The sequence below is a fragment of the Inquilinus sp. YAF38 genome (assembly GCF_052113205.1).
GTDB lineage: Bacteria > Pseudomonadota > Alphaproteobacteria > DSM-16000 > Inquilinaceae > Inquilinus.
This window is the reverse complement of record NZ_JBFRCU010000037.1, coordinates 31,930-53,071: the sequence shown is the minus strand read 5'-3', so window position 1 is coordinate 53,071 and position 21,142 is coordinate 31,930. Positions and strand designations below refer to the sequence as shown.

The following is a 21,142-nucleotide window of genomic DNA, read 5'->3' as shown; positions in this document are numbered from 1 at the left end:
GACATGACCGAAGCCGTTCCCGACCAGTCCCGAAAAGGCCGCGGTCGCCTGGCCGACGCTCTCGACAGCTGGATCGTCGACCACTGCCTGTTCCGGACCTTCGTCAACACCCGGGTCGAGATCGCGCCGGGAGTCTGGCGCTCCGGCCAGCCGCTGCCCTACCAGATCCGCGGCATGGCGCGCGACGGCATCCGCACCATCATCAACCTGCGCGGCCCGCGCGACTGCGGCTCCTACCGCCGCCAGGTCGAGGCCTGCCGCCGCTACGGCATCACCCTGGTCGACGTCACCACCAAGTCGCGCGACGCGCCGAAGGTCAGCGTGCTGCACCAGATCAAGCGGGCGCTGGACGCGGCCGAGTATCCGATCCTTGTCCACTGCAAGTCCGGCTCCGACCGTGCCGGTCTGGTGGCGGCGCTGATCCTGATGACGCGGGAAAACATCGCGCCGGCCGAGGCGCTGAAGCAGCTGCACTGGCGCTACCTGCACTTCAAGAAGTCGCCGACCGGCCTGCTGGATCGTTTCATCGAGGCCTATGCCGAGGCCAATGCGCGCGAGCCGATCGCCTTTTGGGACTGGGTGGACACCGCTTATGACCGCAAGAAGGTGAAGGCCTCCTTCACGCCGAGCGGCCTCGCCACCATCATCGTGGACCGGGTGCTGGGGCGGGAGTGAGACGGCTTCTCCAAGGTCCGAATTCGGTCTATATTCAGACCGAAACACCGAGGCTGCCATGAAGCTGTCCGATCGCATCAAGCCGATCAGCTACCTGAAGGCCCATGCCCCTGAGGTAATCCAGGGGCTGCGGGAGGGACAGGAGCCGTTCATCATCACCGTCAACGGCGAGGCCAAGGCGGTGCTGCAGGACATCGACAGCTACGAGCAGACCCAGGAGACGCTGGCGCTGCTGAAGATCCTGGCGCTGGGCGAGCGCGACTATGAAGCGGGTAGGTTCCGGCCGGCCGAGGATGTGTTTGCCGACCTGGAAGCTCGCCTCGAGGCCCGCCTCAAGGATTGATCCCGGTGTCCCTGCCGGTCATCGTGTTGCGGGAAGCGGAACGGGACCTCGAAAGCATCGTCGACTTTATCGCCGATCACGATTCGGCGGAGAACGCTCGTCGCATCCTGCGATCCCTGAACGACGTGATCCGGCGGCTGGCAAACCTGCCGTCGAGGGGCAACATCTCAAAGGAGTTGCGCGCCCTCGGACTCACTCAGTTCCGCGAGGCCCACTACAAGCCGTATCGCATCATCTATCGGGTCCGCGAGGACGCGGTGGTCGTCCATTGCATTGTCGACGGACGGCGCGACATGCAGAGCCTGCTGCAGCACCGATTGCTGCAAACGCCCTGAGCCAAATGAATAAGGCGCAGCCTCGGCCGCGCCCTTTCCCGTTTCCATCCCTAAACCCGGTATTTATGCGTAATGCTGGCCGAAGCGGTTGGCCAGGAAGTCGGACAGGTTCGCCTGCTCCTGCCGCACGAAGCCGCTCTGCGGCAGCTTGCCGGCGCGGTGCAGGTCGACCATGGCGCAGATGCCGGCCGCGGTCGTGACCTGGATCGCGCTCCACAGCTGGCCGGCGATCTCCTTGGCATAGACCTTCTTGGCGTAGGTCTCCTGCATCAGGCGGCCTTCCTTCTTGCCCCAGGCGGTGACGAAGATCAGGACTACGTCCTGCTTGGTCATCGGGATCGACGCCTCGAGCACGTCCTTCAGGATGTCGCGGCGCTGGCCCAGCTGCAGCTCATTGACCAGCAGCTTGACGATGTCGCGGTGGCCCGGATAGCGCACGGTCTTGTAGTTCAGGAACTTGACCTTGCCGTCCAGCGTCTCGCACAGCGTGCCGAGGCCGCCCGAGGTGTTGAACGCCTCGTAATCGATGCCGTCGAGCGAGATGTGCTCCATGCCCTCGAGCGGCAGCACCTCGCGCAGCTCGCCCTCATGGATCGCCTCGCAGGGGTTGCAGTACTCGTTGATCAGCCCGTCGGTCGACCAGGTCAGGTTGTACTTCAGCGCGTTCGACGGATAGACCGGCAGGGCGCCGACCCGCATGTGCAGCGTGTGCAGCTCGTCGAAGCGCTTGGCCAGGTCGTAGCCGACGATCGAGATGAAGCCCGGCGCCAGGCCGCACTGCGGGGTGAAGGCGGTCTTCGCACCCTCGGCCAGGGCCTTGACCCGGCGGGTGCTTTCGACATCCTCGGTCAGGTCGAAGTAATGGGCGCCGCGGTCCTTCGCCGCCTCGGCGATCAGCGGCGTCAGGTGGAACGGCGCGGCCGAGATCACCACATCGTGGCCGGACACCGCGTCGCGCAGCGCCTGCGGGTCGTCGAAGCGCAGCTGGCGCTTGGCGACGCTGCCCTCCAGCCGGTCGAGCATGCCCTGGTCCTGGTCGCCGACGGTGAGGTCGTAATCCCCGGTGGCGGTCAGCAGGGCGGTGATGCAGGTGCCGATCTTGCCCCCGCCGAGCAGCAGAACCTTGGTCATGACGCCGTCTCCTTCAGACGAACGCCCCGGGGCCGGCGGCACCAGGGCGGTTCGGATGGAGCGTCTCTACACCCGCCGGAAAGCCGCAGAAAGCCTTGTGTTCGGGCGTTCCGGAAGGTGCGCGCCGAGGCTCCGCGACCTTCGAGTCGCCGGTGGATCGGAAGAGGACAGAAAGATAATTAGCCTGCCGGAATTCGGTTATCGGCGGTAACTACACACTGATTCTCGGTGGAATCGACTAACCACTCCAGCCCGTCCTGCTTCACCGTCATGGCGAGCCCCGAAGGGGCGTGGCCATCCAGAGATCGAGCCGCTGGATCGCCACGTCGCTTCGCTCCTCGCGATGACGAAGGGTGATAGCCGCGTTACGCCACCACCTCCGGCCGCAAGCGGACCACGCCGCGCAGCACCTCGCCGGGCTGCAGCACCGCCATGCCGGTGTCGGTGCGGCCGGACTCGGCGAGGTTGAAGGCGTCGGTCGTGTTGCTCACCGGCTCGACGCAGACATAGGGGTCGTCCGGCGAGTAGCAGACCATGAAATCAAAGGGCGCATTCGCTTCCATCACCAGCCGGGCGCGACGCTCCGGCCACTCGATCACCGCCCGGCGGTCCCAGCCGGTGAAGTTGTTGTCCATCCGCACCGCGTCCGGCCGGACGCCGCGCCGGAAATCCTTCTCCGGCGGCGGCTCGACCAGCTCCAGCGGCATCACCTCGGCATCGTTGAGCCACATCCGCTCGATCCCGGCGGTCACCGTCGTCTCGGGCGTGCGCGGGAAGTAGAAATGCTGGCCCAGCCCCGCCGGCATCGGCTCGCGACCGGTGTTCTCGAGCGAGAGCACGAGGTCGAAGCCRGCCGGGGTCAGCTCGAATTCCTGCCGCGCCCGGTACGGGAACGGCCAGGCATCGGCGGCATAGTCGTCGACCAGCACGCAGCGCGTCGCCGACCGCTCCAGCACCGTCCAGGGCCGCTGCCAGCCATGGCCGTGCAGCTGGTGCCGCTCGGGCGTGTTCAGCGGCAGCACCACCTCTCGGCCCCGGAAGCGGAAGCGGCCCTCGCGGATCCGGTTCGAGAACGGGGTGAGCGGGAAGTTGGCGAGACCGAGCGGGCTGCCCGCCGCCAGGGCTTCCGGGGTGGCCGGGCGCAGCCAGTCGCGCCGCGCGTTTCCGCTGCTGGTCCACCAGGCGGCGATGCCACCGCCGATCGCGGGGACGATGTCGACCCCGCTGTCGCCCACGCGTAGTTGCACCGTCTCGACCATCATTCCATCCTCCCGTGCGGCTGCCCTTGTCAGCAATGTTCGGCAATGCTTGACGCCGATCCGCCGAGGGCTCAATACTCCATTTGTATGATGAATAACAAGGAGTGCGGTCGGCAAGCCAGATCGCACCGCTGGGGAAAGGCCGTGGTCGAGAAGAGCGGAGAGAATGTCGTTCGTGTGGACGGCATGTGGATGGCCCGTGGCAGGACTGCCCGGCCCAGCCCCGACCTGCGTATCGACCGGAATATGATCGTCGGACCGACAGGATACGGTGGAGCCGGGACGCTGCGGCGCCCGAACGGCTTCGACCGCGTCTGACCGGCAGCAGGAAAGGGGAGCAGATGTCCGGCCCGGAGAGACCCATCGGCGAAAGACCGATCGCGCTGGCCGCTGCATCGGCCCATCCGGATGCGACGATGGCCGGGACCCCGGTGCTGCGCCGCGGCCGGCGCCCGGCGGACAGCATCGCCGACCAGCCGCAGGGCGGCAGCAAGACCTTCTCGCGCCGCTCGCTGCACGGCCAGATCGCCTACGACATCGGCACCCGCATCGTCCGCGGCGACATCCAGCCCGGCACGGTGCTGCCGAACGAATCCGACCTGTCGACCCAGTTCTCGGTCAGCCGCACCGCGCTGCGCGAGGCGATCAAGGTGCTCGCCGCCAAGGGGCTGGTCGAATCCCGCCCTAAGACCGGCACGCGGGTGCGGCCGCGCGGCGAATGGAACATGCTGGACCCGGACCTGCTGGCCTGGCAGTTCGCGACCCAGCCGATGGAGCAGCTGGCCAAGGACCTGTTCGAGATCCGCCAGATCATCGAGCCGGCAGCGGCCGCGATGGCGGCGGAGCGCGCGGATGAGGACCAGCGCAAGGCGATCAGCGGCGCCTTCGCCGATATGGAGGCGGCGCCGGACGGCGACGCCTCGGTCGAGCCCGACCTGCGCTTCCATCAGTCGATCCTCGCAGCCTCGAACAACGAGTTCCTGCAGCCGCTGGGTGCCCTGATCGAGACCGCGATGGCGTCGAGCTTCCGCATCACCAACAACGCGCCCGGGGCGCTGCAGGTATCGCTGCCGCTCCACCGCGCGGTGCGGGACGCCATCCTGGCGCGTGAGCCGGAGACGGCACGCCAGTCGATGCGGATCCTGCTGGAGGACGCGGCGCAGGACATGCGCCGCGCCCTTCCGCAGATCAAACCGAAATCCTGAACACAGCCTAGCCAACAAGGATTCCTCGCAATGGCTGACGACGCCGGCAGCAGCAACAACAACAAGAAGCGTTACCGCTCCTCCCATTGGTTCGGCACCCATGACAAGGACGGCTTCCTGCACCGCAGCTGGATGCGCAACCAGGGCCTGCCGGACCATGTCTTCGACGGCCGGCCGGTGATCGGCATCTGCAACACCTTCTCCGAGCTGACCCCCTGCAACGCCCATTTCCGCAAGCTGGCGGAGCATGTGAAGCGCGGCGTCTGGGAAATGGGCGGCTTCCCGGTGGAGTTCCCGGTGTTCTCGACCGGCGAGACCAACCTGCGGCCGACGGCGATGCTGTACCGCAACCTGGCGGCGATGGATGTCGAGGAGGCGATCCGCGCCAACCCGATCGACGGCGTCGTGCTGATGACCGGCTGCGACAAGACCACGCCGTCGCTGCTGATGGGCGCCGCCAGCTGCGACGTGCCGGCGATCGTCGTCTCCGGTGGCCCGATGCTGAACGGCCGCTACCAGGACCGCACCATCGGCTCCGGCACCGCGGTCTGGCAGTTCGACGCCGACGTCAAGGCCGGGGTGATGAGCCTGCAGCAGTTCATGGAGGCCGAGGCGGCGCAGTCGCGCTCCGCTGGGCACTGCATGACCATGGGCACGGCCAGCACCATGAACTCGATGGCCGAGGCGCTGGGCACCAGCCTGACCGGCTGCGCCGCGATCCCGGCGGTCGATGCCCGCCGCTACGTCATCGCCCACATGACCGGCCGGCGCATCGTCGAGATGGTGCATGAGGATCTGCGCATCTCGAAGATCCTGACCCGCGAGAACTTCCTGAACGCGGTGCGCGTCAACGGCGCCATCGGCGGGTCGACCAACGCCGTGATCCACCTGCTGGCCCTGGCCGGCCGAGTCGGAATCGACTTCACCCTGAAGGACTGGGACGAGTTCGGCCGCGACGTGCCGACCCTGGTCGACCTGATGCCGTCCGGCCGCTTCCTGATGGAGGATCTCTACTACGCCGGCGGCATCCCGGCGGTGACCCGGGCGCTGGGCGAGAACGGCATGCTGTTCAAGGACGCCCCGACCGTCACCGGCAAGTCGATGTGGGAGAACGTCAAGGCCGCCGCCAACTGGAACCCGGAGGTGATCCGCCCCTGGGACAACGCGCTGGTGAAGCAGGGCGGCATCGTGGTGCTGAAGGGCAACCTGGCGCCGGACGGCGCCGTGCTGAAGCCCTCCGCCGCCACGCCGGAGCTGATGCAGCACCGCGGCCGCGCCGTGGTGTTCGAGAGCATCGAGCACTACAAGGCCCGCGTCGACGACCCGGATCTCGACATTGACGAGACCTGCATCATGGTGCTGAAGAACTGCGGCCCGAAGGGCTATCCGGGCATGGCCGAGGTCGGCAACATGGCGCTGCCGCAGAAGGTGCTGAAGAAGGGCGTGCGCGACATGGTCCGCATCTCCGACGCCCGGATGAGCGGCACCGCCTACGGCACGGTAGTGCTGCACACGGCACCGGAGGCGGCGGCCGGCGGCCCGCTGGCCCTGGTGCAGGACGGCGACATGATCGAGCTGGACGTCGCCGGCCGGCGGCTACATCTCGACGTGGCCGAGGCGGAGCTGGCGGAACGGCGCAAGCGCTGGTCGCCGCCGGAGCCGACGATGAAGGGCGGGTACCAGGAGCTGTATGTCCGGCACGTCATGCAGGCCGACAAGGGCGCCGACCTGGACTTCCTGGTCGGCAGCCGCGGCCATGCCGTGCCGCGCGACAGCCACTGAACACGATCCGGGCCCGTCCCGGCCGGAGCGGGCCCTTTCTCTCCAGGCAGACATCATGACCGAATACGCGATCTATCCGTCACTGCGCGACAAGCCGGTCTTCGTGACCGGCGGCGGCAGCGGCATCGGCGAAAGCATCGTCGAGCATCTCTGCCGCCAGCAGGCGCGGGTGTTCTTCGTCGACATCAATGACGCGGCCTCGACCGCGCTGGTCGACCGGCTGAAGGCCGAGGGGCTGGCGGTGCCGCAGTTCCGGCATTGCGACCTGCGCGACATCGCCGACCTGCGCGCCGCGGTGGCCGAGGCGCAGAAGGCGATCGGGCCGATCCGGATCCTGATCAACAACGCGGCGCACGACCAGCGCCACGCGCCCGAGACGGTCGAGCCCGACTATTGGGACGAGCGCATGGCAGTGAACCTGCGCCACCAGTTCTTCGCCGCCCAGGCGGTGCAGCCCGGGATGCGCGACGCCGGCGGCGGCTCGATCATCAATTTCGGCTCGGTCTCCTGGCGGCTGCGCCAGGGCGGCATGCCGGCCTACACTTCGGCCAAGGCCGGGGTCGAGGGGCTGACCCGCGGCCTGGCCCGCGACTGGGGCCCGCAGCACATCCGGGTCAACACCGTGATGCCGGGCTGGGTCATCACCCAGCGCCAGAAGGACCTGTGGCTGACGCCGGAGGCGGATGAGGAGCGCCGCAAGGGGCAGTGCATCCCCGACCAGGTGCTGCCCGTGCATCTGGCGCAGATGACCCTGTGGCTGGCGGCGGACGACAGCGCCATGTGCACCGGCCAGACTTTCGTTGTGGACGCCGGCTGGGCGTCGGGACTGTGAGGCGGAAATGAACCTGATCCAACTGCGCACCAAGGCCGGCGACCGGCGCGTCGGCATCGTCTCGGGCGGCGACACGCTGAAGCTGCTGTCCGCCTTCGACACCACCTACGACCTGGCCCAGGCGGCGATCGCGTCGCGCAAGACCATCGCCGAGCTGGCCGCGGCCGATGACGGCGCCGGCACCGACTCCTACGATGCGGTGATCGCCGAGGGCCGGCTGCTGGCGCCGCTGGACCATCCCGATCCGGCGCATTGCATCGTCACCGGCACCGGCCTGACCCATCTCGGCAGCGCCGACGCCCGCGACCAGATGCACAAGAATCTCGGCGAGGCCGAGAAGCTGACCGACAGCATGAAGATGTTCCGCGACGGCCTGACCGGCGGCAAGCCGGCCGGGGGCGAGACGGGCGCCAAAGCGGGCGTGCAGCCGGAGTGGTTCTACAAGGGCGACGGCTCGATCGTCGTCGCCGGCGAGCAGCCCTTGACGATGCCGTCCTTCGCGCTGGACGGCGGCGAGGAGCCGGAGATCACCGGCTGCTACCTGATCGGGCCGGACGGCACGCCGTGGCGCGTCGGCTTCGCCATCGGCAACGAGTTCTCCGACCACATCACCGAGCGGCAGAACTATCTGCTGCTGGCGCATTCCAAGCTGCGCCAATGCTCGGTCGGGCCGGAGCTGCTGGTCGGGCCGCTGCCGGAGGATGTGCGCGGCACCAGCCGCATCACCCGCGACGGGAAGACGATCTGGGAGAAGCCGTTCCTGAGCGGCGAGGCCAATATGAGCCACTGGATCGCCAATCTCGAGCACCACCACTTCAAATACGCGCTGTTCCGCCGGCCGGGCGACGTGCATCTGCACTTCTTCGGCACGGCGACGCTGAGCGTCACCGACGGCATCAAGCCGGAGCCGGGCGACCGCTTCGAGATCGAGGCCAAGGCTTTCGGCCGACCCTTGCGCAACCCGCTGGCGCGCGCGGCGGAGGAGACGGTGACGGTCCGGGCGCTGTAGGATCGGGCCGCAGGAACGCTTCCCTCTTCTGTCATGCCCGGGCTTGACCCGGGCATCCAGGGCCACGAAGAGCCGCTCCGGCCGCCCCTGGATCCTCGGGTCAAGCCCGAGGATGACAATGGAGGGAACAGACAAACCCCGCCCCAATGCGGGCCGGACGACGAGGAAACGCGGATGAACAGGATCGATCTCGACGGCAAGCTGGCCGTGGTCACCGGCGGGGCGCAGGGCATCGGCCGGGCGGTCGCCGAGCGCTTCATCGCCTCGGGCGCCCAGGTGGTGCTGTGGGACCGCGACCAGACGCTGGTCGAGGCGACGGCCAAGGCGATCGGCGCTACTGGCGTGGCCATCGACGTCACCGATGCCGCGGCGGTCGCGGCGGCGGTCGAGGCCCAGGGCCGGATCGACATCCTGATCAACAATGCCGGCATCGCCGGGCCGTCGGTGAAGACCTGGGATTACCCGATCGACACCTGGCGCCAGGTGATCGAACTGGACCTGAACGCCGTCTACTACTGCTGCCGGGCGGTGGTGCCGGGCATGATCGCCCGCAACTATGGCCGCATCGTCAACGTCTCGTCGATCGCCGGCAAGGAGGGCAACCCCAATGCCAGCGCCTATTCCGCCGCCAAGTCGGGCGTCATCGCCCTGACCAAGTCGCTGGGCAAGGAGCTGGCGGGCCACGACATCGCGGTCAACTGCATCACCCCGGCCACCGCCAAGACCCGGATCCTGGAGCAGATCAGCCAGGAGCACATCGACTACATGCTGTCGCGCATCCCCCGCGCCCGGTTCCTGAAGGTCGAGGAGGCGGCGTCGATGGTGGCCTGGCTGTGCTCGGCCGAGAACAGCTTCACCACCGGCTCCGTCTTCGACCTGTCGGGCGGCCGCGCGACCTATTGAGCCGATGACCGACGCCGACCTCTTGGCGGCGCTGCGCCGGATGGGGTTGGCCGGACCGGACGAGACGCCGCGCTTCACGGCGCTGACCGGCGGCGTCTCCTCCGACATCTTCCGGGTCGACTTGGCCGCGGGCCCGATCTGCGTCAAGCGGGCCCTGGCCAAGCTGCGGGTGGCCGCGGACTGGCGGGCGCCGGTGGCGCGCAACCTGTACGAGGCGCGCTGGATGCGGGTCGCGGCCGGCATCGTGCCGGCGGCGGTACCGAAGCTGCTCGGCCAGGACGAGGCGGCCGGGGCGCTGGCCATGGCCTATTTGGCGCCGGAGGACCATCCGGTGTGGAAGGCCGAACTGCGGGACGGCCGGGCCGATCCGACCTTCGCCGCCGAGGTCGGGCGGCGCTTGGTTGCCATCCATGCCGCGACGGCGGCGGATCCAGCCGTGGCGGCCGAGTTTCCGACCGACACCATCTTCTATGACATCCGCCTCGAACCCTATCTGGTGGCGACCGCGGCGGCGCATCCGGACTGCGCCGCGGCGCTGCACGCCCTGGTCGAGACCACGCGGACCACCAAGCGGGCGCTGGTGCATGGCGATGTCAGCCCGAAGAACATCCTGGCCGGGCCGCAGGGGCCGGTGTTCCTGGACGCCGAATGCGCCTGGTGGGGCGACCCGGCCTTCGACCTGGCCTTCTGCCTGAACCACCTGCTGCTGAAGGGGCTTTGGCGGCCGGACTCGGCGCCGGAGTTCCTGGCCTGCTTCGATGCCCTGGCCAGCGCCTATCTTGCCGGGGTGGACTGGGAGCCGGCCGCCGCCTTCGAATCCCGCGCCGCCCGGCTGCTGCCTGGCCTGTTTCTGGCCCGGGTCGATGGCAAATCGCCGGCCGAGTACCTGACCGACGCGGCCCAGAAGGACCGCGTACGCCGCGTGGCCCGGACGCTGCTGCTGGACCCGCCGGCACGATTGGCCGAGATTCGGACCGCCTGGACCAAGGAACTGAGCGCATGACCCGCACCACCATCGCCGGGATCCACGGCCGGCGCGTCTGGGACAGTCGCGGGCGGCCGACGGTCGAGGCCGAGATCCGGCTGGAGGGCGGCGCCTGGGGCCGCGCCATCGCCCCGGCCGGCGCCTCCACCGGCTCCGGCGAGGCGCGAGATAAGCGCGACGGCGGCGCCGCCTTCGGCGGCCATGACGTGCAGGGTGCGGTCGCCGCGGTCAATGGCGAGATCGCCCGCGCGCTGGCGGGGTTCGACGCCGCCGACCAGGCCGGGCTGGACCGGGTGCTGATCGACGTCGACGACACGCCCGACAAGGCCCGGCTGGGCGGCAACGCCACCATCGCCGTATCGATGGCCGCAGCCTACGCCGCCGCTGCCGCCGCCGGCCTGCCGCTGTGGCGCCATCTCGGCGGCGACGGCGCCACCCTGCTGCCCCTGCCCGAGATCCAGATCTTCGGCGGCGGCGCCCATGCCGGGCGACGGCTGGACGTGCAGGACTTCATGGTCGTCTGCCCCGGCGCCGGCAGCTTCGCCGAGGCGCTGGACTGGACCGCCGAGGTCTACCGCGCCGCCGGGTCGCTGATGGCCGACGCCGGCAAGCTGTATGGCGTCGCCGACGAGGGCGGCTTCTGGCCCGACTTCGCCGACGCGGCCGAAGCGCTGGACATGCTGGTCCGCGCCATCGAGCGCGCTGGCCGCCGGCCCGGAGAGGAGGTGGCGATCGCGCTGGATATCGCGGCCTCGGAGTTCGGCCGCGATGGCCGCTACCGCTTCGAAGGGCAGGATCTCGACACCGGCGGGATGGTCGAGCTGGTCACCGGCTGGACCCGGCGCTGGCCGATCGTGTCGGTCGAGGACCCGGTGGCGGAGGACGACGCCGCCGGCTTCCGCGCCATCACCGCCGCGATCGGCGACCGGGTGCAGGTGGTCGGCGACGACTTCCTGGTCACCGATGCGGCGCGGGTGCGCGACGCCGCGATTGCCAAGGCCTGCACCACCGTGCTGATCAAGCCGAACCAGCGCGGCACGCTGACCGAGACCAAGGCGGCGTGGGACGCGGCACGGGCGGCCGGCCTGGGCGGCATCGTCTCCGCCCGGTCGGGTGAGAGCGAGGACACCACCATCGTCGACCTCGCGGTCGGCTGGGGCGTCGGCCAGTTGAAGGTCGGGTCCTTCGCCCGGTCGGAGCGGATGGCGAAATGGAACGCGGCCCTGAGGATCGAGGAGGCGTTGGGCGACCGCGCCATCTTCGCCGGCCGAAGCGTCTTGCGCGGGTGACCCCTTCCGGAGTGTTGTGCCCGTCCCGCAACCGGATGAGTCCATGAGCGTCGCCTCGCTGCTCGCCCAGATCGATCTCCGCATCCTCGGCCTGGCCATCCTGGCGGTGGTGCTGCTGACCTTGCTCGTGGCCCTGTTCCGCCGGCCGAAGCTGGATCTCGCGCCCTTGAGCGGCGCGATCGATGGGCTGCGCGCCGACCTGGCGCGGGTGGAGCAGGAACTGCAGACGGCGGAGCGGCGCAGCGAGGCCTCGGCCGAGGCGCGGGACAGCCGGCAGCGGCAGGAGATCGCGTCATCGCTGCGCCACACCGGCGAGACCCTGGTCGGCGCCATGAAGGCGATCGGCGAGACCCAGCAGACCCGGCTCGACACCGTCGCCACCCGCCTTCAAACGCTGTCCGAATCGATGGCCCAGAGCCAGAACCGGCTGCGCGAGACCATGGATTTGAACCTGCAGTCGCTGCGCAAGGAGAACGAGGCGAAGCTGGAGCAGATGCGCGCCACGGTCGACGAGAAGCTGCAGGCGACCTTGGAGGCGCGGCTGCAGACCCAGTTCCAGACCGTCAGCGAACGGCTGGAGCGGGTGCATCAGGGCCTGGGCGAGATGCAGGTGCTGGCCGGCGGCGTCGGCGACCTGAAGAAGATGCTGTCCGGGGTGAAGACCCGCGGCACCTTCGGCGAGGAGCAGTTGGACGCCCTGCTGGCGCAGGTGCTGACCGAGGACCAGCTGGTGCGCAACGCCCGGCCGCGGCCGGACAGCGCCGAGACGGTGGAGTTCGCCATCCGCCTGCCCGAGGGCGTGCTGCTGCCGGTCGACAGCAAGTTCCCGCAGGAGGATTATGAACGGCTGATCCTGGCGGCCGAGGCCGGCGACGCCCTGGCGGTCGAGGCCGCCGGCCGGCAGCTGGAGCGGCGGATCCGGGACGAGGCGAAGAAGATCGCCACGAAGTACATCTGCCCGCCGACTACGACCGATTTCGCCGTGCTGTTCGTGCCGACCGAGGGGCTGTTCGCCGAGATCCTGCGCCGCCCCGGCCTGCGCGAATCGATCCGCGAGCAGCACCGGGTCACCATCCTGGGCCCGACCACGCTGGGCGCCTTCCTGTCCAGCCTGCGCATGGGCTTCCGCACCCTGGCGATCCGGGAGAAATCGGCCGAGATCTGGCAGGTGCTGGGCGCGGTGAAGACCGAGTTCCGCACCTATGGCGAGCTGATGACCAAGGTCGAGAAGAAGCTGCAGGAGGGCCAGAACGTGATCCACCAGATCGGCATCCGCAGCCGCGCCATCCACCGCAAGCTGCGCGAGGTGGAGGAGCTGCCGATGGACAAGGCGGCGCCGATCCTTGAACTCGATGCGCCGGAGGCCGAAATGCCGACTGTCCTCTCCGATGGTCCGGCGGAAGAAGACACGCCATAGCCCTGTTGCATCGGAAGGCCGCGGGCCCTATTCCGTCATCATTCATCCGACAATAGGTCGAGAAGAGGAAACCAGATGAGCGTCCACGCCAACTACATCGCCGGCTCATGGGTCGAAGGCCCGGATGCGGCGAAGAACGTGAACCCGTCGGACCTGTCGGACGTGGTCGGCGAGTACAGCCGCGCCGACCGCGCCCAGGCGGAGCAGGCGATCGCCGCTGCCCGCGCCGCCTTCCCGAAATGGTCGATGACCACGCTGCAGGAGCGGCACGACCTGCTCGATAAGATCGGCAACACCATCCTGGCGAAGAAGGAGGAGCTGGGCCGGCTGCTGTCGCGCGAGGAGGGCAAGACCCTGCCCGAGGGCATCGGCGAGGCGGCCCGCGCCGGCCAGATCTTCAAGTTCTTCGCCGGCGAGGTGCTGCGCATCCAGGGCGAGAAGCTGGCCTCGGTCCGCCCCGGCATCGATGTCGAGATCACGCGTGAGCCGATCGGCGTCATCGGCCTGATCACGCCCTGGAACTTCCCGATCGCGATCCCGGCATGGAAGATCGCGCCGGCCCTGGCCTACGGCAACTGCGTCGTGTTCAAGCCGGCCGACCTGGTGCCGGGCAGCGCCTGGGCCCTGTCCCAGATCATCGTCGATTCGGGCGTCCCGGCCGGCGTGTTCAACCTGGTGATGGGCCGCGGCTCGGTGGTCGGCGAGGCCTTCGTCGCCAGCAAGGATATCGACGCCATCACCTTCACCGGCTCGGTCGGCACCGGCCGCAGCATCGCCCTGCGCTGCGCCGAGTTGGGCAAGAAGGTGCAGCTCGAGATGGGCGGCAAGAACCCGATGGTCATCCTCGACGACGCGGACCTGAACACCGCCGTCGGGGCCGCCACCAACAGCGCCTTCTTCTCCACCGGCCAGCGCTGCACCGCCTCGTCCCGCCTGATCGTCACCGAGGGCATCCATGACCGCTTCGTCGCGGCGATGACCGAGAAGCTGAAGGCGCTGAAGGTCGACAACGCGCTGAAGCAGGGCACCGAGATGGGCCCGGTGGTGGACCAGAGCCAGCTGGACCAGGACCTGTCCTACATCGACATCGGCGTCAAGGAAGGCGCCAAGCTGGCCTTCGGCGGCGAGCGGCTGAACCGCGAGACCGAGGGCTTCTACCTGTCCCCGGCGCTGTTCACCGAGACCACCAGCGACATGCGGATCAACCGCGAGGAGATCTTCGGGCCGGTCGCCTCGGTGATCCGGGTCAAGGATTACGAGCAGGCGCTGGCCACGGCGAACGACACCGAGTTCGGCCTGTCCGCCGGCATCGCCACCTCGAGCCTCAAATATGCCAGCCACTTCAAGCGGGCCAGCCAGGCCGGCATGGTGATGGTGAACCTGCCGACCGCGGGCGTGGACTACCACGTGCCGTTCGGCGGCCGGAAGGGCTCCAGCTACGGCCCGCGCGAGCAGGGCCGCTACGCCGCGGAGTTCTACACCGTGGTGAAGACCGCCTATACGTTCCCGGGCTGAGAGACCGCTTGTAAATGCTACTGGTGCGGCCGTCTGGCGGCGGTTTCTGCGCTTCCGGTGCTCACGGACTATAACGTCCGCTGCGCGCCGGTTCTCGAAACCACCACCAGCCGACTCACACCAGCGCATTTCCAAACGGTCTCTTACGACATCGATTGAAGAACGCTTTGCCTCTCCCGTTTACGGGAGAGGCCGGGCTCGCGGAGAGAGACCGGGTGAGGGCGGGTCCCGGCCTCGACAAACCCCCTCACCCGGAGGCGCAAGCGCTGTGCAACCGGAGAGATCGTTGACACTATGGACCGGATACATCGTTGACAGATTTCCGGTGCCGTTGAGAGCGCTGATCGCGCCGGCCCGGCCGGGCCGGCGCGATGGGGCGCAGCTTGTGAGTGCCACGGCCGATGAGGCCGATCGGAAGGTCGGCGAAGCGGACGATCCAGTCGCCGGTCTCGGTCTCGGCGACGCCGACCGGCTCGCCGACCAAGGCCTCGCTGACGAAGATCAGGGTGCCGCCCCACTTGATCTCGCCGTTGGAACGAACCCGCCGGACTGCATGCTCGGCATCATAGGCGGGCTCCTCGATCCGGGCGGGATAGCCCCGCGGGCTTTTGTGGTAGTGGCTGGCCGGGGTCTCCTGGCCGAGCGCCTCGTGCGGCCGCAGGTGGTTGTACTCCAGCCGGAAGCGGTCGAAGTTCGCCTGCTGGGCGGCGGGAGTTGCCGCCGGCGGCTTGGCGGTGTCGGCTTTGAGCGTACCGTGCATCCGCTCATGACGGCCGTTCTGCTCGGGCGCGCCGGGGTCGATCCGCTCCAGGCGGATGCCGAGCTTGATCCACTTGACCGCCAGTCGGGTCAGCCCGCCGGCGCCGTTGCCGGCAAAGGGCGGGCCGTTGTCCGACCGCAGGCCGAGCGGCAGGCCGTATTCGTGGAAGGCGGCATCGGTCACCGGATCGACCCCCTCGATGGTCGGCTCCACCGACTGGCAGACCAGCAGGAAGCGGCTGTCGGCATCGCTCAGGGTCAGCGGGTCGCAGCGCACCCCGTCGCCAGTCCGGAACCAGCCCTTGAAGTCGATGCCCCACAGATCGTTCGGCCCGGTCACCGGCGCAAACGGCTGGGTCAGCGGCAACGGCGTGCGCCGCCGCCGGCGCGACCGCACCAGCCCCTCTCGGCGCAACAGATCGCCGATCGACGAGGCCGCCGGCCAGGCCGTCTCCGGCTCTCGCCGCTCCAGCAGCGCCTTCAGCTTCTTCGGACCCCAGCGCGGATGCGCCTCCCGCAGCGCCACGATCGCAGCGGCCAACTCCGCCGCCATCGTCTGGCCCGGATGATGCGGCGCTCGTGACCGCGGCTCCAGCCCGGACCAACCCTCCGCCTGGTACCGCCGCACCAGCTCGTAGCCCCACTGACGGCTGATCCCGAACCCTCGGCACAGCTCCGACATCGTCTCCTCGCCCGCCAGATAGGCTGTCACGAAGCGAACCGCCTCCTCCACCGCACTGATCTCCTGGAATGGCATCGGCAAAGCCCTCCTTTGCCGTCCAGGAAACCTGTCAACGATCTTCCCGGTCCATTCTGTCCACGATCTATCCGGTTCGGACCCGCCTCCGACCTCTCCCGCAAGCGGGAGAGGCGAAATGGAACCGGTGTCGTAGGTTGGGTTCGCGGTAGCGAACCCAACAGGATCGGGGGCCGCGACGGCGGCGACATGTTGGGTTCGCGAAGGCGCGAACCCAACCTACGCGGTCATCCCGTGTCCGGCGGCTTGCGGCGGCCGGGAGGCGCCGAGCGGGGCTCGGGCGGATCCTCATCGTCCTCGCCGTCCTCCGGCGGAATGAAGCCCAGCTCCTCGAGGGCCTCGTCGGCCATCTCCAGCCACTGCTTCACCTGCACCGGATAGCCCCAGCGCCGGCACAAGGCCGCCACCGCGACCTCGGCCCGGCTGGCTTCCACCAGCTCCGCCACCTCCGGCCGTTCCAGCCGCTCGCAGACCTCGTCGGCGCGGCGGTCGGCCTCCTCGCCGTCCTTGGACACCTCATAGGCCGCCGCCATCATCGCCAGCCGGACCCGCAGCGCGTGCCAGTCCTCCTGCGCCGCCTCGCGCTGCGCCGCGGCCTTGCGCCGCTCGGCGGCCTGACGCGACAGCTTGTCCTTGAGCAGCAGGGTCAGCCGCACGGCACGCGAGACGGTGGCGATCCGCTGGCAGTAGTCGACGCCGGGCTGCGGCGCCTGCAGCACCTCCTGCTGCGTCGCCCGGGCGATCGACATCTGAATCTCGACCAGCTCCGCCACCACGCACAGATCCGCCGCCCGCTCCTCCTGCGGAGCGGCCGAGGCCTCGGGGGCCGAATCGGTCTGCGCCTTGTTCATAGAACGTAGCATGAACATGAAAGATCGCTAATACTACTGCGATCGTGGTTTCCGGCAGCAGCCTGGATCGCCACGCCCCTGCGGGGCTCGGATGACGGATTTGGATTGCGGCGAAGGCCTACCCCAAACGTCATTGCGAGCGCAGCGAAGCAATCCAGGGCCGCAAGAGCGGAGGCATGGATTGCTTCGTCGGCTTCGCCTCCTCGCAATGACGGCGAGGGATGGACGTTGTGAAAAGATCTCGCCAGCGGGAGGGGAGAAGGGAGGCTATCCTAAGCCCCGCCCGTCACCGACTGCCAGTCCAGGCCGAAGCGGGCCAGGTACTTCCGCAGGCGGTCGGCGTCGTTGGCGCTGGTCTTCTGAGCCCGCGACGCGGCGAACAGGGTGCGGCCGGCGGCGCTGAGCGAGCTGCTGGTCCGGCACACGCCGACCACCGCGGCCAGCTGGGCCCGATCGAACAGGTCGATCTGCGCCAGCCGCTCCGACCCCAAGAGCCCGGCCAGCAGCGCCTCGCCCGAATCCTCGCCGCCGCGCGACCAGGTGCGCTGCAGCCGGTCGATCTCCTCCTCCACCACCGCCTCGTTGATCCGGCCGGACGGGGCGAAGGTGGCCATTCGCGTGATCGAGGCGCCGAGGTCGCGGAAATTCGCGCTCCACACCGCCTCGGGCGCGGTGGCGAAGGCCAGGTAGCGGTCCCGCGCCTCGCGGTTGAAGGTGATCTGCACCCCTTCCCGCTCGGCATGGCGACGCAGCTCGAACTCCAGGTTCGGGGCGATGTCCTCGCGCCGGTCGCGCAGCCCCGGCAAAGTGAAGGTCCACAGGTTCAGCCGGGCCAGCAGGTCCTCGCGGAACCGGCCGCGGGCGACGTCGACCGAGAGGTCGCGGTTGGTGCCGGCGATCAGCTGGAAGTCGCTCGCCACCTCCTTGTCGGCGCCGACCGGCGGGAACCGCTTCTCCTCCACCGCGCGCAGGATCATCGCCTGTTCGTCGGGGCCCAGCTCGCCGATCTCGTCGAGGAACAGGATGCCGCCATCGGCCGAGCGCAGCAGCCCGGCGCGGTCCTGCAGCGCCCCGGTGAAGGCGCCTTTCACATGGCCGAACAGGGCCGACATGGCGCCGTCGCCGCGCAGCGTGGCGCAGTTGACCTCGACGAACGGCCCCTCGACCTGGTGCCGTGCCTTCTTCAGGTCGTAGATCCGCCGCGCCAGCTGCGACTTGCCGGCGCCGGTCGGCCCGATCAGCAGCAAGGGCGCCTTTGACCGGATGGCCACCTGCTCGATCTGGTCGATCATGCGGTTGAAGGCGGCGTTGCGGGTGGCGATGCCGGATTTCAGGAACGACGCCGCCTCCTCCCGCTCCGCCTCGAAGCGGGTGGCGATGCGGTCGTAACGCGACAGGTCCAGGTCGATGACGTCGTGGCCGCCGGGATGGCCCGCCTCCCACCGCTTCGGCGGGGTCAATTGTAAGAGTCGCGCCGGCAGGTAATGCGCCTCGGTCAGCAGGAACCAGCAGATCTGGATGACATGCGTGCCGGTGGTGATGTTGACCAGGTACTCCTCGTCCTCAGTGTCGAAATCATAGGCGCGGGCGAAGTCCAGCATCGCCGCGAACACCTCCTGGAAGTCCCAGGCGTTGCGCAGATTCATCAGATTGAAGCGGACCACCGTGTCGGGCGACACCGCCTGGATGTCGCCGGCGACGCGCTTGGCCAGCGCGGCCGAGTGGGTGTCGTGGATCAGCTCCAGCCGGTCGACCAGCATGTCCTCGTGCTGGCACAGCGCCACGGTCGGCCGCCACCGCTCCCACCGGCTGTCCAGCTTGCCGGCATCCATGGTGGTGCCGATGAAGCCGATGACGACCCGACGCTTCGGCATGATCTATCCTATAAGATAAAGATCGATCCTACAGGATCGGATTTCCTCATCATGGGTGATGATCAGAGACGTGTAAATCGCGGTCCGAAAATTTTTTATTCCTTCATTCTCAATCAGTTAGGTGAAATCGGCCGATCGGCCACCCGGAGTTGGCACGCGCTTCGCTTATGGAGGGACGCAACCGAAGGATGACGATCATGGCAAACAAGTCCGTGTTTGCTTCGCTGATGGGAAGGCTGCTTCCGCGCAGCGATGCCGTGAACCACGAAGGAGCCCAGGCCTACGCCCTGACGCCGCGCCACGCGCTGGCGCAGCTGGCGGCGACCGGGACGCTCCACCGGACGTTCTACGCCGATGCGCGGGAGCAGCTGGACCAGGTGCTCGCCCTCGCCCGCGAGGTCGAGCCCGGATTCATCGCCCGCACCGCGGTCCATGCCCGGGAGCGGGGGCACATGAAGGACATGCCGGCGCTGCTGGTCGCCCTGCTGTCCACCCTGCAATCGCCCGACGTCACGCCGGCCTTCCGGCGCGTCGTCGACAACGGCCGGATGCTGCGCAGCTTCGTGCAGATCATGCGGTCGGGCGCCGTCGGGCGGAAGTCGCTCGGCACCCGGCCGAAGCGGCTGGTGCAGGAGTGGCTGGAGCAGGCTTCGGACATCGAGATCATGCGGGCCGCGGTGGGGCAGGACCCCTCGCTGGCCGATGTGGTCAGGATGGTGCACCCGAAGCCGGCGAACCCGTCGCGCCAGGCGCTGTATGGCTGGCTGATCGGCCGGCCCTACGACGCCGCGGCGCTGCCGGAGGTGGTGCGGGCCTTCGAGGCCTTCAAGCACGACCCGTCGGCACCGGTGCCGGACGTGCCCTTCCAGATGCTGACGGCGCTGCCGCTGACGCGGGAGCACTGGGCGGCGATCGGGGAGAAGGCCGGCTGGCACATGCTGCGGATGAACCTGAACACCTTCGCGCGCCACGGCGTGTTCGAGGTGGACGGGTTCGCCGAGCGGGTGGCGGCGCGGCTGCGCGACCCGGAGGCGATCCGGCGGGCCCGGGTGTTCCCGTACCAGCTGATGGCGGCTTACGCCATGGCCGGCAAGGGGGTGCCCACGGTCGTCCGCGAGGCGCTGCAGGACGCGATGGAAGTCGCGGTCGGCAACGTCCCGACGCTGGCCGGCCGGGTGGTCGTCTGCCCCGACGTGTCGGGGTCGATGAGCTCCCCGGTCACCGGGTACCGGGCCGGCGGGACGACGGCGGTGCGCTGCATCGACGTCGCCGCGCTGGTGGCGGCGGCGGTGCTGCGGGCCAACCGGTCGGCCCGGGTCATGCCGTTCGAGCGGGATGTGGTCGAGATCGACCTCAACCCGCGCGATGCGGTGATGACCAACGCGCGGAAGCTGGCCGCCATCGGTGGTGGCGGCACCAACTGCTCGGCCCCGGTCGAGCGGCTGGTGGCGGAGGCTGCTGCGGTCGACCTCGTCGTCTTCGTCTCGGACAACCAGTCCTGGGTCGATGCGGCGAAGCACCCGCACCAGGGCACCGGGCTGATGCAGGCCTGGGCGAAGCTGAAGGAGAGGAATCCGGAGGCCAAGCTGGTCTGCATCGACATCCAGCCCTACGCCACGACGCAGGCGCAGGAGCGGGCGGACATCCTCAACGTCGGGGGCTTCTCCGACGCGGTGTTCGACGCGATCGCCGCCTTCGCCGCGGACGGGACAGGCGCGGACCGCTGGATCGACGAGATCGAGCGGATCGTGCTGTGACGGATCGGGGCCGGGCGTCCGGGAAACCGGGCGCCCGGTCCCGGCCGGGAGGAATGCGGCTGGGACTCCATCATGACCTCGAAGGTGAGCCGGGCAACCGGCTGCACGCGGGGAGCCGCTTCGACGGCGTTGTCCCGGCCACCCCTCGTCCTCCCGGTTGGACCCATGGCGAATGCCGTGCGGGAGTACATCCACCCTGAGCGCGGCGTGCCGGAAACACGCCTCCGACCCCCGTGTCGGAAGCTCGCCTCCCGCACCACCTCGTCGCCATGGCCGCAGGATCGATCCGGCCGGCGGCCGGCCCGGCGAATGCCGTGGAGAGTACAGTCGCACCGACCAAAGGCGCGCCCTCCGGCGCGTCCGCTTCTGCGGTGCGGGTCTCTCTCCCGATCTTCGTCGCCAGGCCGGCGGCCGGTCGGTGGGGAACGGCCGGAGGCCGGGGGGAATGCCGTCGGGACTACGTT

At 69.0% G+C, this 21,142-nt stretch carries 18 protein-coding genes; 13 read left to right on the top strand and 5 right to left on the bottom strand.

The window, feature by feature from the left end:
• Positions 1 to 3 precede the first annotated feature (3 nt).
• The 3 genes from AB4Z01_RS18045 to AB4Z01_RS18035 are packed head-to-tail and all read left to right on the top strand — an operon-like array spanning position 4 to position 1,353.
• Complete coding sequence (locus AB4Z01_RS18045; protein ID WP_441695927.1) at positions 4 to 675, top strand: fused DSP-PTPase phosphatase/NAD kinase-like protein; 672 nt, start codon at positions 4 to 6, stop codon at positions 673 to 675.
• A gap of 58 nt (positions 676 to 733) precedes the next feature.
• Positions 734 to 1,018, top strand: a complete 285-nt coding sequence (locus tag AB4Z01_RS18040; RefSeq protein ID WP_441695926.1) for a type II toxin-antitoxin system Phd/YefM family antitoxin — start codon at positions 734 to 736, stop codon at positions 1,016 to 1,018.
• Positions 1,019 to 1,023: 5 nt separating this feature from the next.
• The gene (locus tag AB4Z01_RS18035; RefSeq protein WP_441695925.1) at positions 1,024 to 1,353 is read left to right on the top strand and encodes a type II toxin-antitoxin system RelE/ParE family toxin; all 330 of its coding nucleotides are present in this window, start codon (positions 1,024 to 1,026) and stop codon (positions 1,351 to 1,353) included.
• A 63-nt stretch (positions 1,354 to 1,416) separates the two neighbouring features.
• Here the strand turns inward: AB4Z01_RS18035 and AB4Z01_RS18030 are convergent, their stop codons facing one another.
• Together AB4Z01_RS18030 and AB4Z01_RS18025 are read right to left on the bottom strand one after the other, a co-directional pair.
• The gene (locus AB4Z01_RS18030; RefSeq protein ID WP_441695924.1) at positions 1,417 to 2,484 is read right to left on the bottom strand and encodes a saccharopine dehydrogenase family protein; all 1,068 of its coding nucleotides are present in this window, start codon (positions 2,482 to 2,484) and stop codon (positions 1,417 to 1,419) included.
• 365 nt (positions 2,485 to 2,849) lie between these two features.
• The gene (locus AB4Z01_RS18025; RefSeq protein ID WP_441695923.1) at positions 2,850 to 3,746 is read right to left on the bottom strand and encodes an aldose 1-epimerase; all 897 of its coding nucleotides are present in this window, start codon (positions 3,744 to 3,746) and stop codon (positions 2,850 to 2,852) included.
• A 413-nt stretch (positions 3,747 to 4,159) separates the two neighbouring features.
• On the opposite strand from AB4Z01_RS18025, the gene AB4Z01_RS18020 reads away from it, so the two are divergent.
• The 9 genes from AB4Z01_RS18020 to AB4Z01_RS17980 all read left to right on the top strand — a co-directional run bounded on the left by AB4Z01_RS18020 (position 4,160) and on the right by AB4Z01_RS17980 (position 14,680).
• Complete coding sequence (locus AB4Z01_RS18020; protein ID WP_441695922.1) at positions 4,160 to 4,948, top strand: FadR/GntR family transcriptional regulator; 789 nt, start codon at positions 4,160 to 4,162, stop codon at positions 4,946 to 4,948.
• Between the two features lie 30 nt (positions 4,949 to 4,978).
• Entirely contained in the window at positions 4,979 to 6,730 is a 1,752-nt protein-coding gene (locus AB4Z01_RS18015; protein ID WP_441695921.1) for an IlvD/Edd family dehydratase, read from the top strand.
• A 55-nt stretch (positions 6,731 to 6,785) separates the two neighbouring features.
• Complete coding sequence (locus AB4Z01_RS18010; RefSeq protein WP_441695920.1) at positions 6,786 to 7,562, top strand: SDR family NAD(P)-dependent oxidoreductase; 777 nt, start codon at positions 6,786 to 6,788, stop codon at positions 7,560 to 7,562.
• Between the two features lie 7 nt (positions 7,563 to 7,569).
• Entirely contained in the window at positions 7,570 to 8,571 is a 1,002-nt protein-coding gene (araD1, locus tag AB4Z01_RS18005; protein ID WP_441695919.1) for an AraD1 family protein, read from the top strand.
• A 174-nt stretch (positions 8,572 to 8,745) separates the two neighbouring features.
• A complete protein-coding gene (locus tag AB4Z01_RS18000; RefSeq protein ID WP_441695918.1) occupies positions 8,746 to 9,474 on the top strand; it encodes an SDR family NAD(P)-dependent oxidoreductase in 729 nt (242 codons plus the stop codon).
• A gap of 4 nt (positions 9,475 to 9,478) precedes the next feature.
• Positions 9,479 to 10,477: a phosphotransferase family protein gene (locus AB4Z01_RS17995; protein ID WP_441695917.1), complete on the top strand. Its 999-nt coding sequence runs from the start codon at positions 9,479 to 9,481 to the stop codon at positions 10,475 to 10,477.
• Positions 10,474 to 11,748, top strand: coding sequence for a phosphopyruvate hydratase (gene eno, locus AB4Z01_RS17990; RefSeq protein ID WP_441695916.1), 1,275 nt, complete (start codon positions 10,474 to 10,476; stop codon positions 11,746 to 11,748). Before AB4Z01_RS17995 ends, eno begins: the two co-directional genes overlap by 4 nt.
• A gap of 43 nt (positions 11,749 to 11,791) precedes the next feature.
• The gene (gene rmuC / locus AB4Z01_RS17985; RefSeq protein ID WP_441695915.1) at positions 11,792 to 13,165 is read left to right on the top strand and encodes a DNA recombination protein RmuC; all 1,374 of its coding nucleotides are present in this window, start codon (positions 11,792 to 11,794) and stop codon (positions 13,163 to 13,165) included.
• A 75-nt stretch (positions 13,166 to 13,240) separates the two neighbouring features.
• Positions 13,241 to 14,680: an aldehyde dehydrogenase family protein gene (locus AB4Z01_RS17980; RefSeq protein ID WP_441695914.1), complete on the top strand. Its 1,440-nt coding sequence runs from the start codon at positions 13,241 to 13,243 to the stop codon at positions 14,678 to 14,680.
• 292 nt (positions 14,681 to 14,972) lie between these two features.
• On the opposite strand, the gene AB4Z01_RS17975 is transcribed toward AB4Z01_RS17980, so the two are convergent.
• The 3 genes from AB4Z01_RS17975 to rtcR all read right to left on the bottom strand — a co-directional run bounded on the left by AB4Z01_RS17975 (position 14,973) and on the right by rtcR (position 18,921).
• Positions 14,973 to 16,196: an integrase core domain-containing protein gene (locus AB4Z01_RS17975; RefSeq protein WP_441695913.1), complete on the bottom strand. Its 1,224-nt coding sequence runs from the start codon at positions 16,194 to 16,196 to the stop codon at positions 14,973 to 14,975.
• Positions 16,197 to 16,423: 227 nt separating this feature from the next.
• Positions 16,424 to 17,047, bottom strand: a complete 624-nt coding sequence (locus tag AB4Z01_RS17970; protein WP_441695912.1) for a hypothetical protein — start codon at positions 17,045 to 17,047, stop codon at positions 16,424 to 16,426.
• A gap of 272 nt (positions 17,048 to 17,319) precedes the next feature.
• On the bottom strand, positions 17,320 to 18,921 hold the full coding sequence (gene rtcR / locus AB4Z01_RS17965) for an RNA repair transcriptional activator RtcR (RefSeq protein WP_441695911.1): 1,602 nt from the start codon (positions 18,919 to 18,921) through the stop codon (positions 17,320 to 17,322).
• Positions 18,922 to 19,118: 197 nt separating this feature from the next.
• Between rtcR and AB4Z01_RS17960 the strand changes: the two genes are divergently transcribed.
• Positions 19,119 to 20,678, top strand: a complete 1,560-nt coding sequence (locus tag AB4Z01_RS17960; RefSeq protein WP_441695910.1) for a vWA domain-containing protein — start codon at positions 19,119 to 19,121, stop codon at positions 20,676 to 20,678.
• Positions 20,679 to 21,142: the final 464 nt, after the last annotated feature.